Below are 16,342 nucleotides of genomic sequence, written 5' to 3' on the forward strand. Positions count from 1 at the left end.
AGGTTGGCGCTAGACAATCATGGGTCTTTTATTGCCAAACGTATTAAAAGTACAATTGCAGCGCCAACAGCGCTGCTGGTGGCGCTATTTAGCGAGGATGTGGCGGGCAAAATTATCCAGTATGGCCTGCCAGCCGGCACGCTGCTGCTCTTCCGGATAAACGGTTTCGGCATCGAAAGTCTCACGTACCGTGACGCCTTCCGCGCCAGTGAGGAACTCCACCAGCAGAGTACGCTCGCCGAACTGTGCCTCGATCAGTTTGTACGGTTCGATGCGGGTATAAGTGCCGGCAAAGTCGAAGCCGTGGCTGCCATCCTTGGCTTCCATCCGCGACGAGAAAATGCCGCCCACCCGCAGATCGACTTCAGCGCGGGTGGTATGCCAGTCCGGCGATGCCGTGTTCCACTGAACAATATCCTGTGGCGTCGTCCAGCCACGCCAAATAGTTTCGATAGGGGCAGCAATAGTCGTTTCTACGCTAATCTTCATAGGGACACTCCGCAATAGGAATAGAGGTTATCGGGTTTGAATGGGCAACGCGAACACGCATTTTATACGCGATAGAACGACAACGCTGACGCCATTTTCCCTATTGAGGATATAACTCACCCCTTGCATTGCCAGCCATGGAGTGACGTCTGGCATTTAGGCAGTTGCTCACCAATGTTGCGATCAGACTGCATAGGCAACTTGCAGGGCTACGGGATTGGCAAGATTCCTCGACACGTAAATATTCAGACCATTGAGCGTTATGCTCGCATGCTGGTGGATGCGCAGCGCGTTGCGCTCGACAAGTTGTCGAAGCTGCTGGCAAAGTGAATGACACCCAGAAATTACACCCAACAAAAAAGCCGACATTTTTACGTGTCGGCTTTTCGTGTCAGTCGCAGATTCGACTAGGTATTCTTGGTGGGAAGTGCAAGTTTCGAACTTGCGACCCCTGCAGTGTGAATGCAGTGCTCTACCCCTGAGCTAACCTCCCGAAGCGGGACATATTATGCCACACAATCAGCTGCCATGGAAGACAGATTTGATTTTCAGGCGGCAGGTGCCGGCGGAGACGTCAACGCCGTCCAGATACATTGGCCTTTCACTGCTTTATCCAATCCCGCCAGCGTTTCCTGATGTGCAGCCAGTTCATCCTCTGTAGCAGGCCGGAAAATCACCTGCGCCAGCGGCACCACCGCCAGTTCTTCCCCAGCCACGGCCACTTCTTCTTCGACATCCATACCCAGACTGTTCTGGCCACGCGTCATCGCCAGATACACATCGGCCAGCAACTCCGAATCCAGCAACGCGCCGTGCAGTTTGCGGTGGGCATTCGAAATACCGTAGCGGTCGCACAGCGCATCAAGCGAATTACGCTTGCCGGGGTGCAGTTCCTTGGCATGCACCAGCGTGTCGATTACACCGTGGATGTGGGTGCTGAAATCAGGCAAGCCCAACAACTTGAATTCATGATTCAGGAAGCCCAGATCGAACGGCGCATTATGGATAATGACTTCGGCGCCCTGTATGTACTCGCGCAGATCATCAACTATCTGGGCAAACTTGGGCTTATCGCTCAGAAACTCCGTGGTCAAACCGTGGACGTTCAGCGCACCCTCTTCCGAATCGCGTTCGGGATTGATATAGACGTGGAAATTATTCCCCGTCAGCATACGGTTGACCAGCTCGACGCAACCAATCTCGATGATGCGGTTGCCCAGCTTGGGGTTGATACCGGTAGTTTCAGTATCGAGTACTACCTGTCTGTTAGTCATATTTCGTAAATTCCTTCATGTTATCCAGACTCGGTGTTCCGTATTTTACCGGAGAAAAAGACTCCAAGGACCAAATCATCCTCAGAAATACCTTGCGTGAAATGTAAACGGCACTCAAACTTCTTTACAAGTTAGGAAAAATGTAAACAACAAGGAAGGCGCGATCCGATGAGCTTTGAAATCAAATCTTTCATAGCGAAGAATGGCGAGCGGTTCAGCCAGCTTTATTCCAGTGACGATCCCTGGCCGCTATTTTATCCGACTGCCTTTCTTGTCCGTAGCGTCCGTCAGTCTTGCACCCCAAGCACGCAAAAGGTTTACCTCGACGCTATCAAACGATTGCTTGAGTGGGCAGCCAACAATAAGATCGACTTGGAGGTGCACTTCCAACGTCATGTTTTTTTGCGTCCGCACGAAATTGATAGTCTCGCTCGACACATCAACGCCGCGCGCCGTGGAAAGCAGGGAAACACCATCAACGAAGGCAAAGGAAACACTTATGTCGGCTATGTAGCCAAGTATTTGAATTGGCTTGCTAACGAAGTGATCACGGACTCCAACCGTCCTGAAGTCCAGGATTTGATCAACACGCAGCATAGATGGCTGATCGATAAGCTGACCAAAGATGGCTCGAAATCTGCAAAAGTTCAGAAATTGATTAAAAAGCACCTCTCGGAGAAGGCTCGAGAACAATTGGAAGCGTTATGGAGTAATCCTTTTGTCAACGTCGTCCGCCCTACCGATCGGGGCTCCCGCCTGCGCACGGTCGTTATGCTCCGGATTCTCTACGAGACAGGAATGCGGCGAGGTGAGCTGCTCTCCCTGAAACTGAAACATCTCCTGGAATCGACTGGGGGCGAGGGCCCACAGTTGGTCATAGAGCGGAACCATGGCGATTCTTTTGACACTCGTATTAACCAGCCGGTTGCTAAAACTGAGGGGCGAATCGTGCCAATATCTCCTACACTAGAAAAACAACTCACGGAGTACATTGCCGAACATCGAGCCGATGTATCAGGCGTCGGCTTTGACGATGAAGACTTTATCTTTGTGACACATCGATCAAAGCGCCGGCAAGGCAAGCCCATTTCAATCTCGAATTTCGGTCAAGCCGTGGCAGGACTGAGAGATTTGTTTCCCGCGTTGGACACTATCCACGCACATTTGCTGCGACATGATTGGAACTATCGGTTCTCCGAAGCGGCAGCTAAGGCAAAGGTGCCTCCTGAAAAAGAAGCAGAACTACGAAGGATTCTAATGGGCTGGTCAATCGAATCAGATATGCCAGGACACTACAACCACCGCCACCTTCAGGAAGATGCGTCGCGACTTGGTCGGAAAGTGGCCTGTGACACGGAACGGCGTGCTCCGCCTTCGACAGAGATTCTGGCCGAAGCCAGAAAACTTGCTCTGGTAGTCGCCGACGCCAAATAAAAGGAGGATCAGACAATGACCGACACATTATTAACAGAACCAGCAGAGGTCCTCGATCTCAACCTGGACCGCACGGCCCGTCCCGGGTCCAGGCCCGGTACTCCGTTCTGGGAGGGAGATTTGTTGAAGGTGGTAGGCATCATGAATATCGACTGCTCCGGATTTAAGGTATTGGAACCGGAAACCCGCCACTCGCTTCGAGAACACCTCCTTCTATTCGCAGAGAGCAAAAAATACGCGACTACCTCATATATTGGCGCCGTGCGTTCCCTCAACAATTCTCTCACGCAGTATCCAACTAGAGAGTTCGATCTGGCGTGGCTCGTGAAAGCCATCACCCTGTCAGGCGTGAAAACAACCAAAGGTACGCTCAAGTCATTCTTTATCTATTGGAAAGACCGGTATCCACTCGCTATTTCGAGCGATGCACTCCAGCTCCTCGTACGGTCGCTGCCCAGAACAAAAAGGCCTCGCAACGTTCTGTCCGATGACCCAGAAAAGAGCTGGCTGACAGACCTCGAATATGACGCGCTGTTGCAGTGCATCTGGGACAATTATGACCACGGCATTACCACAACGCAAGTCACGCTGATGCGCCTGCTGTCACTTCAGTATGCGCGCCGCCCCGTGCAACTGACATCCCTCAAGATCGGCGACTTTCGCGATGGCCCAGCAGAGGGCGGGGGAACTGGCGGACGCCGCATATCGTTCCCTGGAGCGAAGGACAAGGGTGCACTGCAAAACTTCCGGGATAGCAAAGAAGAAGTGCACCCGGTGGCTGTTCATCTGTGGGACCTATTTCAAATCCAAAAACACGCAGTTAAGGCATTGTTCAAAGAAAAGCTAGACATCGCCCTCACCGAGCAAGAGCTGGCACAGCTTCCGGTGTTCATCCATGCAGCGCAACTGGAGAATGCCGTTGAGGCACTTACCAGTCATTACGGTTTCGACTGGCGCACCCACCTCGACAACTGGCTGTTCCACATCGGCAACAAGAACGTAAGTAGTATTCTCGCTTGGAGGTCCAACACGCTGGGAGATAACAGCGATAAGTCCAAAAAACAAAGCCCTCCCCTTAGCCATCGCACCGGCCGCCCAATCAAGGTCAGTTCCACCCGTATCCGCCATACCCGCGCACGGCAACTGGCGCGATTGGGCACGCCCAAGGATGTCCTATCCTTCTGGCTGGGCCACACATATGAAAAGACGATTGATTCGTACTACAACGATCCCGCCGAGGAAGCGCGATACCTTGACGAGACGATGAAAGGAGCACTCGTGCCACTGGCTATGGCATTTACCGGAAAACTGCTTGACGACGCGTCGCAGGCAAGCCGCGCCAACGACCCCGAGAGCACGCTGGAATTTGCTACGGGGGGCAATTTGAAGGATGTCGGCAAATGTGGGAAACACAGCTTTTGCGCAACCACGTCTGTCCCTATCCCCTGCTACCGATGCAAACTGTTCGAGCCATTGGTCTATGCGCCACATGATGAGGTGCTCAATGCGTTACAGAAAAGACAAGCTGCGGAGGATGCAATGATCAAGATCGGCGGTACCCGCAAGCTGCTGACGCCTATTGATCTCGGGCCGGATATTCGGGCCGTTCAATCATGCATTGCCAAATGTAACGTGCGCAAGGCCGAACTCGAGGCAAACCGTGGCTGAAATGGACATGAATAACATTATCCAGTTCACCGCGCGCAAGGATCTCTCGGCGCAGCGGAATCTCGAAGAATTTATTGCCATGGCCCGCGACCACATCCCTACCTGGGGGCACCTAAATGGCTTTACATGGGACGCTGTAAGCTGGCCGACCTTAAATGGAAACATTTGGTTTACTAATCAAGAAAATACGAAGGTCAGAAGGAAAGCAGCTCCAAGCCCCGAGCAACTGCTGCAACCGGCATTCATGGAAGCGGCCAAGGCTTACCTCCGACATCGACATCATACCAAGCCCCACAAGAATTTGGGCCGTGAGATGTCAGCGCTGCGCGCCTTGGAATACGTCCTGCGTCAGGACATGGGGGTGGCTGACATTACCAAAGTATCGGAACGCCACTTCCAGCAAACTCTTGCCCTAATAGGTCACCAAAAGGCTGTGGCGTTCATTGCCGGAGAACTGCTCGGAATCCTAAAACGGCTAGCCGATTATGCCATTGTCACCTCTAGCGCACATTACTGGAATCACCACTACCGCCGCGACCGCAGCTACGCTAAAACAAACGGCTTCTTGGCCCAGCAGCATATAAAAGACAAAAAGGTTCCGGATCAGGATGCGTTGTTGGCAATTGCGGAAGTGTTCAATCATGGGTATCACCAGCCGCTCGAAGACGTTGACGTGCTGGTCACAAGTATTACCGCGTTGCTGCTCTGTGCGCCGACGCGCATCATGGAAACGGTGCGGTTCAGAATTGACTGTTTGGCAAGCGACCAGGACAAGAACGGCAAGACCCAGTATTACCTGAAATACTGGGTCCCCAAAATTAACTCCTTTGCGCGTAAGCCGATTCCGGAAACAATGGCGGAAACTGCAATTGAAGCCATACGGCGCCTGACCGAGGTGACGGAAGCGGGACGGCGTCTCGCCCGGCACATGGAGACTCACCCGACTAAATTCTATCGACACGCAAAGTGCCCGAACGTGGCCGCCAACCAAGTGCTCACTCCCGAGCAGGTTATGCACGCCCTCGGCTTTGCGAAAATATCGTCCGCACAGGCATTCGTTAAGACATGGACCGGATCGTATAAGTTGTCCGGCCTTACCTTGGACTCTCTGTGGCAAATCGTCATAAAAGTCCATCAAGAATTGAATCCCTATTTCCCGTACCAAGAGCCAACTGTTAAAGGTGAAGTTACTCCACTGAAAATGTCCGAGTCGCTGCTATGCTGCCTGCGCAGCCAGTTTGCGACAACATTAGCGACCAGTCCCGTCCTGCTCGCCCCCTTCAACCGGGGCTACTATGCAAAACGGCTAGACGCCGATGTGGAAAATCGAAAGCAACAAAAAAACTATGGGAAGGCTGCCAATTGTTGCTTCTACACCCGCCACGGCTTTGAGCCATTCAAGTTCAAGTCGCACTCGGTGCGCCACATGCTCAACCGGCTGGCGAAGCAAAGCGGGGGCTCGATCGATATCATTACGGCTTGGAGCAGCCGTTCGACAAACCGGCAAACTTTGACCTATCTCGACAACGATCAGGGCGAAGCAGCCGTTGCCGTTGCCTCCTTGATGGGGCATGAAGTCGAACAGAGCACCAAGGCGCCCGTCACCAGCGAAGAGGCCGAGATCTACAGCCAAGGTCCGATACACCGCAACCGCTACGGCCTGTGCCGCCGCAGCTGGCGGATCGGCCCATGTAATAAGTTCGCCGATTGCCTGAATTGTTCTGAGGTCCTAATATGCAAAGGGGACCGGTTCGCGGCGGACGTGATTGCTTCCGAGCGCGAGGAGCTGGCTAAGACGTATCAAGCGGCGGAAGACGCGGTCGGTCGCGGCGAACGCCCAGCCACACGCTGGATGAAGGTAAGCGGGCCGCAGATCAAAAAGCTGGATGCACTGCTTTCTATACTGAATGATCCACTGGTCCCGGATGGGAGCCCTATCACGTTAACCGGCACTGATTTCAGCCACGAGCAAACGCTAGTCAACGGAAAAGCAGAAGAAGCAGGCGTCAAGCTTTTGGACAGAACCACGCTGGCCATTGAGTACGGCGAGGATCTGCTGGCCTGCCTGGACGAGTTGAGGAGCTAGAGATGTCGAGAGCAATTACGGACAAAGATGTTCGGCAAATGGTCGAGATGGTAAGGGCTTGGCCGAAAAACGAGCCATTCAAGTGGGAGTCCATTTGCGAAGGCGCGCGGGGCATCCTAGGCTATAAGCCTACCAGACAAGCACTGGACAAGAAACCAGCGCTGGCGTACGCCTACGAAGTCAAAAAAGAGAATCTGCGGTCTGAGGCGGACAAGCTCAGCAAAGTGACGCGTCCGCGTACCACACTGGAGGCCATGGAAAAAATCGCCACCCTTCAGGAAGAGAACGATCAGTTGAGGGCTGAAGTTGCACGAATGGCAGAGATTGCCAACCGATTCATTTACAACGGATCGCTACATGGCCTCACACGCGCTAAGCTGATGGCGCCGCTGCCGAACAAAAAGAACCCTCACTCCTAAATACCGGAGGTAATATGGGTAGTGGAAAGAACGACCAGCAGCTGGCCGCAGACAACTTGGCGCGATTCTAGGTCTGGATTCGTGACCGAGAACAAGCCAAGGATTGGCGATCTCGTGATGTACACCGAGAACGAATACAACCTGGGCCTGCGGAACGGCTCGCTCGGAATGATCGTCGAGACATCTGTGCCGGAGGAAGTAGAGGCGGCGTGCTGCGCCTGCGAGTTCGACTGGGTGCGACACACCCTCAACAGCCGTTAGGCGAACGTCCTGATGCACGCGTATTCGTTCACAGTGCACAAGGGCCAAGGGTGAAAATAATATAGTGCAAACGGTCATTAGGCAGGAAACTGCCAGCTCAACCAGAAATGATGACCGTTGTAAAACGTAATAGAGGGTCGGCCGGGATTCGTGTTTATGCAAAGCTTCACATAAACACGAATCCCGGCCGGCCCTCTAATAAGCAGGCCAAGCCCGACCCGGAACTGCTCAAACTGGCAGACAGTCCGCTGGCGAACTACCAGAAGCCCGAAGACCTGATTGGCGAAAACGGACAGCTTAAGCACCTCACCATGATACTGGTCGAGCGTGCCCTGGAGACTGAGATGACCTGCCACCTGGGGCACGACAAGAGCGGCGAAGTAATTAACGTCACCGGCAACACACGTAGCGATGGCAGCAGCGTTAGAACGGAATCATCCTTTGTACCTACGACCGGCACATGGCGCGTAGGCTATCAGGTGTTAAAGCTTACTCAGTATTTCTTCCAGCTTGCCAACCGTGGTCTTGACGTCGAAGTAATTCTGGTAAGCGGCCTTCGCAGATTCAATCAGGCCCTTATAGGTCAGGATCTTGATGTTGTAGGCATTGAAGACTTCCTGCTGCCGCTCCGAAATCACAGGTGCCGTGGAGATGAGCAGGAATACCTGAATTCCGGGAGGCCGCCCACCGAACTTGGTCAGGAAATCGGGATGTTCGCGGTAGAACTGTTCCATGGCCTCCACATATTTTCGCCCCTGCGCTTCCAGGTCGCTGAGGCGCACGGTTAGGCCAGGCCGTTTCAGTTCAATGATGATGTGCGCACCAGCCGTCGTGCGGTAAGCGATATCTAGACGAGCTCCTTCCTCCGCTTCCGGGCAGGCTCTCTTCAACTCAGCCGTCAACGTCACTTCCATCGCCTCGGTACCCTTGACGCGATCCCAGGACGGATCAAGCAGCCATAGGTGATTGAACAGGTATTTCTGCGCAACTTTCTCCAGCTTCTTGGCATCCACAATCTCTTCATCGAATTTGCGGATGATTTCCAGGCGCTGCTTCGTGATATCGAGATAGTAGCTCTCCTCGATGTCGTCGAGCGTCGCAAAGATCGCCTGAAACTCGGGGCTAAGAACGTCGGTGATCTTGTCCAGCTCATCAAGCCGGCTTCGCGCCCGCAGCTTTTCGAAACCGACGATCGCACTGCGATACAGCAAGCGCTGGGCTTCTTCGTTCTTGCTCGGATCGTTGGAGATCGAAACGTTTCCGATTGACGTCATGATTCGATCCGCCGCCTTGCGATCGCGCTGGTCAGTGAAGCTGTCCAGCCATTCGACGATATTCGGGTTGGGCGTGGAGGTTTTCGTGTAGCCCAGTTCCCGACGCCAATCGTCCCATTCGTCTCGGATCTGACGCATCACGGTGACCATGTGCGTGCGCAATGCCTGGAAGTGAGCATCGTCGTGCTTAATGGCCTCTCGGCTGGCAGTGGCGCGATCCGTGTCGTCGGAATCCAAAAAGTCAGCCTGAACCTCGCCGAAAATGTAGTTGTTGAAGTAGCGCGCATCTCCAAGTTCAGAAAGGATGTCTTCCTGGAACAGACGGCCGTTAGCGAAGATGGAAACTTTATTAAGACTTTCGTCGCCGCGTCCCAACTTGGATGGAGTGTCGACTGTGCCGATGAAGCCCTTCACTTCGACATCGACGCCGCCAACCTGCAGGATGGCGGGCAGGCTTGCGACGAAGTGTTCTACTTTGCCGGCCTCGTCGGTCTTCGTCGCAATGGCGGGCGCGATCTTGAGGATTTCGTCCCGCGCCGCCGTATCGAAGAACCATAAGAACTGCAAGTCCTTGTAGAGGGAGGCTTCGCCACGGGTGAGGGACTTACCGTTCAGTTCTACCTTAAAGGTGTCAGTAAATACGCCGAATCGGCGCGCCAAGCGTGGGCGGAGATATTCCTCCGTCTTGTTAATCTTCGAGTTCAGATCGGTCAGGCTGATACGTGTACCCTTCGGCTTGGTGAAGTCGGCGGGCACGTCAATCCGTTCGACAGGATAGTCAACGGCATCTTCCGTGCCGCTCGTCATCGCCTTCAACTTCTTGACGTCAATCTTAAAGGCGACCGTGTCCTCGCCTTCTGCCTTTGTAACGACTTCGATCGAGTTAGCCAGTGAAAACATAGCCAGCTTGCCGATGCCTTTCCTGCCCATAACGCGGCGTTTGCCACTCTGGCTCAACGACTTATTTGCTTCCCGCAGACGTCGCGTGTACCCTACTTTCAAGAACTTGTTGAGCACGGCGTCTTCCGTCATGCCATGACCATCGTCATCAACGACGATTTCATCGTCGTCCGGTTTGAGTTGAATCTTAACCTCGGACGCATCCGCGTCCCAGGCGTTAGAGATGACCTCGCTGACCACCGCAGGGGTGGAACTGTACAGGCCAATACCTAAGTGATTCAGGACATTCAATTCAATGCGAAACTTGAGATTGGCCATCAGGATTTCTTCTCCAGTTGTATAAGGTGGGCCTTGAAAATTTCACCGACAAGCTTTCCTAGCGCAGGCGGCACTGCATTGCCAATCATGCGACCAACGGCGGAGAAGGTTACCGGCACGTCGGGACTCACGAACTGGTAGTCATCAGGGAAGGACTGCAGTATCGCCGCTTCGCGCAAAGTGATGGCGCGATGCTGCTCAGGGTGTCCAAACCTACCGGTGCCGAAGTTGTAGCACTGCGTTGTGATGGTAGGTGAAGGTACATTCCATTTCATGCGTGCGTAGACGCTTTTGAACGATTTCCCAGAGTCCGCTTTGTGGCAAGGCGCACGCAGATCCTCCGGCCAGTCTAGCCAAGTTCCACCCGGTTTGGATGCTTGGATACGTTTCAGGTTAATCGGCGTCAACGATCGCGCCTTATGCAGCGGATCAGTGGCGGACGTCTCTCCCGCCTTTAGTTTCGGCAGATGGCCAATCGCATCTTTGACAGTAATCGGCTTTTTGGTGGTGGGACCTGGGATCTTAATTTCGCCCAACTTGGACGCCACTAGAACAAAGCGCCGTCGCTCCTGCGGAATGCCATAGTCGGCGCAACGCACGCGTTTCCAGTCAAAGTAATAGTTGTTGCGACACAATGTAGCTATAAATTTATCGAACGGCGCATGATTCGTCACGCGCGGCACATTTTCCATGGACACAAGCTCGGGCTGAGTCTCTTCGATTAGACGGGAAAAATGGTCGAGCAGCGACCATTTCGCGTCTTCGGAGTTGTCACGGCCGCGTGTAAGGGTGGAGAACGGTTGGCAAGGTGCACAACCGGCAAGCAGGCGAACCACACCCTTAGCTTTTGAATAATGCTTCGATATTATTGAGCCATCAATCAATTCCACGTTTTTCTTGTGGAACTTGGCCTGAATATTAGCTTCATAGGGGAACTCACAGTCCGTGTCGATATCATATCCGGCCTTTACCTTGATCCCTGCTTCCTTGAGGCCATAACTGAGGCCTCCAACTCCGCAAAATAGGTCGACTGCTTCTATACGCATATACTTCTCCAATGTTGCGATGATTTTAACCGAACAACAACGTTAAGCACATATCCAAAACATTAACGTCAACGTTACATTCACTGCGTTTGCCCATCCATAGACGCCTGAACAGCCGGTGGGGGCGATTCGAGTCCGAGGACCGATGCCTAAGGCGAGGGAGCGAGGATGGCCCGGTAGCCTAAAATCCAGAACCTCACCAACGCCTTTCTCGTCAATCAGTTCGAGGTATGAATCCAGGTTGTAAAACGAGACGTCATCTAGCGAGCAGCCATATAGCACAGCAGTCAGGCTTCAGATCTTGCGCGCGGTAATGTTGCGATTGCTGGCCTCAACATATATGGTCGGGTCTACGTTAACGTGTACGAGCGAGATGGCCACGGTATGGATATCTCGACCAGTGATGAGCCAAGTAATGTCGAAGGTATGGGACAGCCAGTGCGCCGAGAGGGTAGCTAAGGTGTCCGGCTGCGGTCAGGTCCCCGGCCTGTTCGGGGAGCACATTGTGTAGTGCGCGCGAACTTAAATTATCACATCCAACCCGATACAGCCGACGTCGGGCCACTCGCCGATCAGGCAGCGATACGCCGCCATCTTGACCCTAGCGCCATGTTTCGTGCCGCTAGCACACGGCGCCAGGCAGCGGATCCAAAGCGAATGCGCACCGATAGGTACTCAGCGCACCAAGCAGCTCCGGCATGACCGGCACTGTGCGTTCTTTGCCGCCTTTGGCGGTGTCATCGTCGACCGTGAAGACCCAGCAGATGTTCCCTTCTTCTGATTGTAGAGTGAGCCAACGGCGGCCTTGAAGGTACCAATCAACTCTAAGGCGCACGATACTTCATCGCCCGCCAACGCACACTCGGTAGGCCGATGAAGAGGTTTGATTGCGATACGGCAACGTTTTACTCAAGAAAGACGGGTTTGGTTCTGTGCGACATTTGATACTTAATGACAGGGCTAGCCCGGAGATAGACTGACTTTAGGGTACCTCGAATAACCGGAGATTCGAGAGCACGTGCTGAAAAAGTCTTGGCGTAAGCGTTGTTTCAGCTGTTGGATGCGACAGCTTCAAGGCCCTTCAATGGCCCGCGCTGGCCATTTTCGGCGGTCCGGACGGACCTCGGGCGTCAGAACGCCACGATCCCGGCCTGCTTCAAATAAGAAAAGCGCTGCAAGTTGTAGGTGGCGGCCTTCCAGTTCAAGTGCAGTGTGGCGCGCGCCAGCCCAATCGAACGCAGCGCCTTGCCACCCAGTTGTGCCAGGCCGGCGAAGACGTGCTCGACACGGGCACGCGGCTTGGCGATGCGCTTGTTACGCCGTTTCTGCGCCTCGGACAGTGGTTTGTCTTTGCTGCCCTTGCGCTGGATATGCATGCGCCATCCTTGCCCCTTGAGCCGTGCTTCACGCTCACCGTCGACATAGCCCTTGTCGGCATAGATATCGCGGCTGGTGTTGCCCGGATCAATCAGCGCTTCAAAGTGCAGGGTGTCGTGCTCGCTGGCGGTGCAGACCTTGATCCTGCGAATAAGCTTGTAGCGCTTGTCGGCGTTGGCCGATAGCTTGTAGCCGAAGTAGGACTTGCCGTGCTTCTTGGTCCAGCGTGCATCGATGTCTTTTTGTCGCCGCTTCGCGGGCTTCCAGTCAGCTGGCATCGCGCCTTCGGTCACGATGGCCTTTTCCTCCTTGTTGATCGACTGCTTGGGCGTTTGTACGATGCTCGCGTCGATCATCTGTCCGCCGCGTGCCATATAGCCGTGCATCGACAGCTGGCGGTTGACCGCGTCAAAAATGCTTTCGCTGGCGCCTGCCTGGATCCGGCGTTCTTTGAAAGTCCAGATCGTGGTCCGGTCGGGAATCTGGCTGCTGTGACGCAGTCCGATGAAACGCTGGAAGCTGAGGCGGTCAAGCAGCTGGAATTCCATCTGCTCATCGCTTAAATTGAAGAGCTGCTGAATCAGCAGTACGCGTACCATGAGCTCCGTGGGGAATGGCGGCCGACCGCCGCGCCCACGGCCGGGGCGGGGAGCAGCAGCATCAACCGCTGCAGCCAGCGCCGCGAAGTCGACATGCTGTTCCAGCACCCGCAGCGTATCGCCAAGCTCGTTGAGCTTCGCTTCGCGCTCCTGGTCGGCAAACAGGCTGTGTTTGATCATCGTAATCAAGTCAGAATCGGGTCTTCAACATCATGACAGAGCTGCATGCGTTTTTCGAGGTGCCCAAAAGTGAGCGAGTGACGGAACTTTGTGTGATTTAGCTCAGGCGACCCATGCGAATCGGCTGCGGCTTGCAAGGATGCCCGAGCAGCTTCCGCATGACTAGAAATGCGCCAACGGCCAACGCCTGCCTAGCCTGTGGTGGCGGCCGGTGGCCGCTGAGTGAGAACGTGAAGTAACAACTGGAGTTCGCGCCGGCTACCAGCTCACTCTATGGAAGATCGCCAATGTCGTTTACCGTCAAGTCATTACAAACTAGATGATAACCAAGTAATTGAAATAAAAGGAATTTTCATTCTTATCGAGTAACGCGCCACGTATAACTGGCGTTCGTAAAACCGAACGGTCCCCGTGAATCAACAGCGTTCGCAGTCGCGCTTCGGCGCGCTTCATAATCCCAAGCAATCGCTCCTTGCCACCGGAGCTGTTCTGTCGGGGTGCCCCCCCAGCGACGCCGTCATCTGCCTGCCACTACTGAACTGCTTTGCGTCGCCGACGTTGGCCACAATCGCCGTTGCGATGATCGGCCCCACCCCGCGCAACTGCTGCAACCTGGTGGCGACCGGATCGGTCGAGGCCGCAATTTCTATTTCCTGATCCAGCTCCTTCCCCCTCAGTTCCAGGTTCAGCAGATCAAGCCACAGGCCGCGCCACATGCGACGAAACCACAACGACAATCCATTCTCCAGATCGTCCAGCGAGCAAGAAATGGCGGCCCTCAGCTGTATCATTTCCCTTGGCGCCATTAGGCCATACTCGCTACACAGGCCACGAATCTGGTTGCCTTTAGCAGTGCGTTGACTGCATAGCTCTGCTCTGATCCGGTGTATCGCCTGGGGCCTGCTGCTCGACCGTTTTGACCGCGACGAAACGCATACTCGGCCGGCTCATCGCCGCACGAATCGCTTCCGCATCGTTCACGTCGTTCTTGTTGCTCTTCACGTGTGGCTTGACGAACTGCCGCGCGATGAGTTTCACATTGAAGCCGCGTTTCTGCAATTGCCGGGCCCAATCATGCGCACCACAGCAGGCTTCCATTCCAATCTCGCACCCCGGCTCGATTTTCTCCAGCAATGCCGCCAGCCATTCTGCCCGGCTCAGCTTCTTACGCCATACGACCTTTTCGCAACGATCAACCCCGTACAATTGGAAAAACAGTCTTGGCGAGATCGACGCCGACGCGGATAATCTTAATGGCGGACTCCTTCTCTCAACTTGTTGTGTCGAAACTCCAGTTTAGACGCCGAAGCGTTGATAGGGGAGGAGGAGTCCATCCCATTGCTGATGGCCGAACTGAGACAGTCGGCCAAGGCGCCAGCTTGCCAACTGATTAATATACTGTCAACCTATGGTTTGCCGCATGACCTGTCGAGTTCGGCCAACGCCGACGTTCACGCCGCTAAGGGGATGCCCTTTGCGTCTATGACAATATCGCGTTTGCTGCCGAATTTTTCGTGATCCGTAGAATTCAGGCCAGTTTCCTGCAATAACGGGGCCTGATCATAGCCTGTGAAATTAAGTCGAAAATGTAAACGGGAGTTGCAGAAATGCCCTTACGGTTTACACTTCTAGCTGGAATTCCCCACATTTGATAGGTAGAACGTTGCTTCTACCCTCCGTTACTCACTCGTTCGTCGTTTACAAACCTGCTAACTATATAGAAACCGATGATTTGACGCATAGTAATCCGTAATAAGCACTTCTTGAACCTGACGTAGTATAACAGGCGGCCTAGCGGGCACGCGCCAGCTCGACCCCGCGATTGGCCAGCATGTCGGCCCGCTCATTGCCGGGGTGGCCGTTGTGCCCACGCACCCAGCGCCACTCCACCGTATGCAGGGCCTGCGCCGCATCGAGTGCCTTCCAAAGGTCAGCATTCTTGACCGGCTCTTTGGCCGCAGTCTTCCAGCCACGGGCCTTCCAGCCATGTATCCATTCGCTAATCCCCTTCTGCACATACTGGCTATCCGTGTGCAGCGTTACCAAACAGGGGCGTTTCAGCGCCTGCAGCGCCTCGATCACAGCCTGTAGTTCCATGCGGTTATTGGTGGTGTCATGCGCACCGCCGCAGATTTCTTTCTCGGCCTCGCCGGCCACCAGCAAGGCGCCCCAGCCACCGATGCCGGGGTTGCCCTTGCAGGCGCCATCCGTAAAGATCTCGACCTTGTCCATATTTTCCATACTGCTCTATTGCCTTTTGTTCGTCGCGGGCACCACCGACGGTGCAGCCGCTGTCTTTTTGCTCCATGCAGGACCGATCAGATGCATGCCTTTGACGCGCTTGATCGCCTGCACAATATATACGCCGCCCAGATAGGGCCACCAGCGCGGCCCCGCATTATCCATGAAAGCGTAGCGTTCCAGCCATTTCTGCGTGCGACACGCCGGCGCGTAGCAACCGAAGTGGCTGTGGCTGGCCGTCATATTCAGTAATTTTAACCAGTCCTTCAGGCGCGGCATAGAAATCAGCTCCTCCGTGCGAGGCAGGAAACTGGTTCCCCCCACCCGCCGCAGCACATGCCGCGCGCCCCACAGGCTGGCCGGATTGAAGCCGCAGATAATCACCTGTCCTTCCGGTATCAGCACCCGCTCGACTTCGCGCAACACCTGATGGGGATCGGGAGAAAACTCCAGCACATGAGGCAGCACCACCAGATCCATAGACTGGGAAGCAAACGGCAGTTCGACCGGGTCGCAAGTCAGTGTCACCGCACGGCGCGGCGCTTCGGCCAGCGACCGTATTTTTCGGTCGGCCAGAAATTTGTAGGGCATGCGGTTGGCGGCCAGCGCATCGAGTTGCGGCATGCCGATCTGTACGGCATTGAAACCGAAAATATCGGCCGTCAGGTGATCAAGCGTGTGTTGTTCCCATGCGCGCAGGTAGACACCAGCGGGCGTCTGCAGCCAGCCTTCCAGCGCTATAATGGATTTCTCCGATCCTGCCTTGTCCATGCCTA

The 16,342-nt window shown here is 54.5% G+C and carries 12 protein-coding genes, 1 tRNA gene and 3 pseudogenes; 6 read left to right on the plus strand and 10 right to left on the minus strand.

Going from position 1 to position 16,342, the window contains the following annotated elements:
- Window positions 1-84 precede the first annotated feature (84 nt).
- From GTP27_RS10645 to dnaQ, 3 genes are all read right to left on the minus strand, one after another.
- Window positions 85-489, minus strand: a complete 405-nt coding sequence (locus GTP27_RS10645) for an SRPBCC domain-containing protein (protein ID WP_161039163.1) — start codon at window positions 487-489, stop codon at window positions 85-87.
- A gap of 418 nt (window positions 490-907) precedes the next feature.
- A tRNA-Val gene (locus GTP27_RS10650) sits at window positions 908-982 on the minus strand.
- A gap of 55 nt (window positions 983-1,037) precedes the next feature.
- Window positions 1,038-1,763, minus strand: a complete 726-nt coding sequence (gene dnaQ / locus GTP27_RS10655; RefSeq protein ID WP_161039164.1) for a DNA polymerase III subunit epsilon — start codon at window positions 1,761-1,763, stop codon at window positions 1,038-1,040.
- A gap of 168 nt (window positions 1,764-1,931) precedes the next feature.
- On the opposite strand from dnaQ, the gene GTP27_RS10660 reads away from it, so the two are divergent.
- The 6 genes and pseudogenes from GTP27_RS10660 to GTP27_RS24395 all read left to right on the plus strand — a co-directional run.
- Window positions 1,932-3,197, plus strand: a complete 1,266-nt coding sequence (locus GTP27_RS10660; protein ID WP_161039165.1) for a tyrosine-type recombinase/integrase — start codon at window positions 1,932-1,934, stop codon at window positions 3,195-3,197.
- Between the two features lie 15 nt (window positions 3,198-3,212).
- Window positions 3,213-4,865 carry a site-specific integrase gene (locus GTP27_RS10665; protein WP_161039166.1) on the plus strand — a complete coding sequence of 551 codons (1,653 nt, stop codon included), beginning with the start codon at window positions 3,213-3,215 and terminating at the stop codon, window positions 4,863-4,865.
- Window positions 4,866-4,872: 7 nt separating this feature from the next.
- Complete coding sequence (locus tag GTP27_RS10670; protein ID WP_161039167.1) at window positions 4,873-6,951, plus strand: integrase; 2,079 nt, start codon at window positions 4,873-4,875, stop codon at window positions 6,949-6,951.
- Between the two features lie 2 nt (window positions 6,952-6,953).
- Window positions 6,954-7,370, plus strand: coding sequence for a hypothetical protein (locus GTP27_RS10675; protein WP_161039168.1), 417 nt, complete (start codon window positions 6,954-6,956; stop codon window positions 7,368-7,370).
- Between the two features lie 81 nt (window positions 7,371-7,451).
- Window positions 7,452-7,631, plus strand: a complete 180-nt coding sequence (locus GTP27_RS10680) for a hypothetical protein (RefSeq protein ID WP_161039169.1) — start codon at window positions 7,452-7,454, stop codon at window positions 7,629-7,631.
- Window positions 7,632-7,855: 224 nt separating this feature from the next.
- Window positions 7,856-8,074: pseudogene (locus GTP27_RS24395) on the plus strand (IS256 family transposase); the annotation flags it as partial.
- Window positions 8,075-8,113: 39 nt separating this feature from the next.
- Here GTP27_RS24395 and GTP27_RS10685 read toward each other — a convergent pair.
- The 7 genes and pseudogenes from GTP27_RS10685 to GTP27_RS10710 all read right to left on the minus strand — a co-directional run bounded on the left by GTP27_RS10685 (window position 8,114) and on the right by GTP27_RS10710 (window position 16,337).
- Complete coding sequence (locus GTP27_RS10685) at window positions 8,114-10,123, minus strand: BbrUII/HgiDII family restriction enzyme (protein ID WP_161039170.1); 2,010 nt, start codon at window positions 10,121-10,123, stop codon at window positions 8,114-8,116.
- Window positions 10,123-11,169, minus strand: coding sequence for a DNA cytosine methyltransferase (locus GTP27_RS10690; RefSeq protein ID WP_161039171.1), 1,047 nt, complete (start codon window positions 11,167-11,169; stop codon window positions 10,123-10,125). Before GTP27_RS10690 ends, GTP27_RS10685 begins: the two co-directional genes overlap by 1 nt.
- Window positions 11,170-12,299: 1,130 nt before the next feature.
- Window positions 12,300-13,325, minus strand: a complete 1,026-nt coding sequence (locus GTP27_RS10695; protein WP_161039290.1) for an IS5 family transposase — start codon at window positions 13,323-13,325, stop codon at window positions 12,300-12,302.
- A gap of 390 nt (window positions 13,326-13,715) precedes the next feature.
- Window positions 13,716-14,580, minus strand: a pseudogene (locus GTP27_RS24400) (IS110 family RNA-guided transposase); the annotation flags it as partial.
- A gap of 205 nt (window positions 14,581-14,785) precedes the next feature.
- Window positions 14,786-14,869 (minus strand): annotated as a pseudogene (locus GTP27_RS23600) (IS5/IS1182 family transposase); the annotation flags it as partial.
- Between the two features lie 247 nt (window positions 14,870-15,116).
- Window positions 15,117-15,557 carry a ribonuclease HI gene (gene rnhA, locus GTP27_RS10705; protein WP_161039291.1) on the minus strand — a complete coding sequence of 147 codons (441 nt, stop codon included), beginning with the start codon at window positions 15,555-15,557 and terminating at the stop codon, window positions 15,117-15,119.
- A 15-nt stretch (window positions 15,558-15,572) separates the two neighbouring features.
- Window positions 15,573-16,337, minus strand: a complete 765-nt coding sequence (locus GTP27_RS10710) for a class I SAM-dependent methyltransferase (RefSeq protein ID WP_161039172.1) — start codon at window positions 16,335-16,337, stop codon at window positions 15,573-15,575.
- Window positions 16,338-16,342 lie beyond the last annotated feature (5 nt).

Source organism: Duganella qianjiadongensis (assembly GCF_009857915.1).
Taxonomy (GTDB): domain Bacteria; phylum Pseudomonadota; class Gammaproteobacteria; order Burkholderiales; family Burkholderiaceae_D; genus Rugamonas; species Rugamonas qianjiadongensis.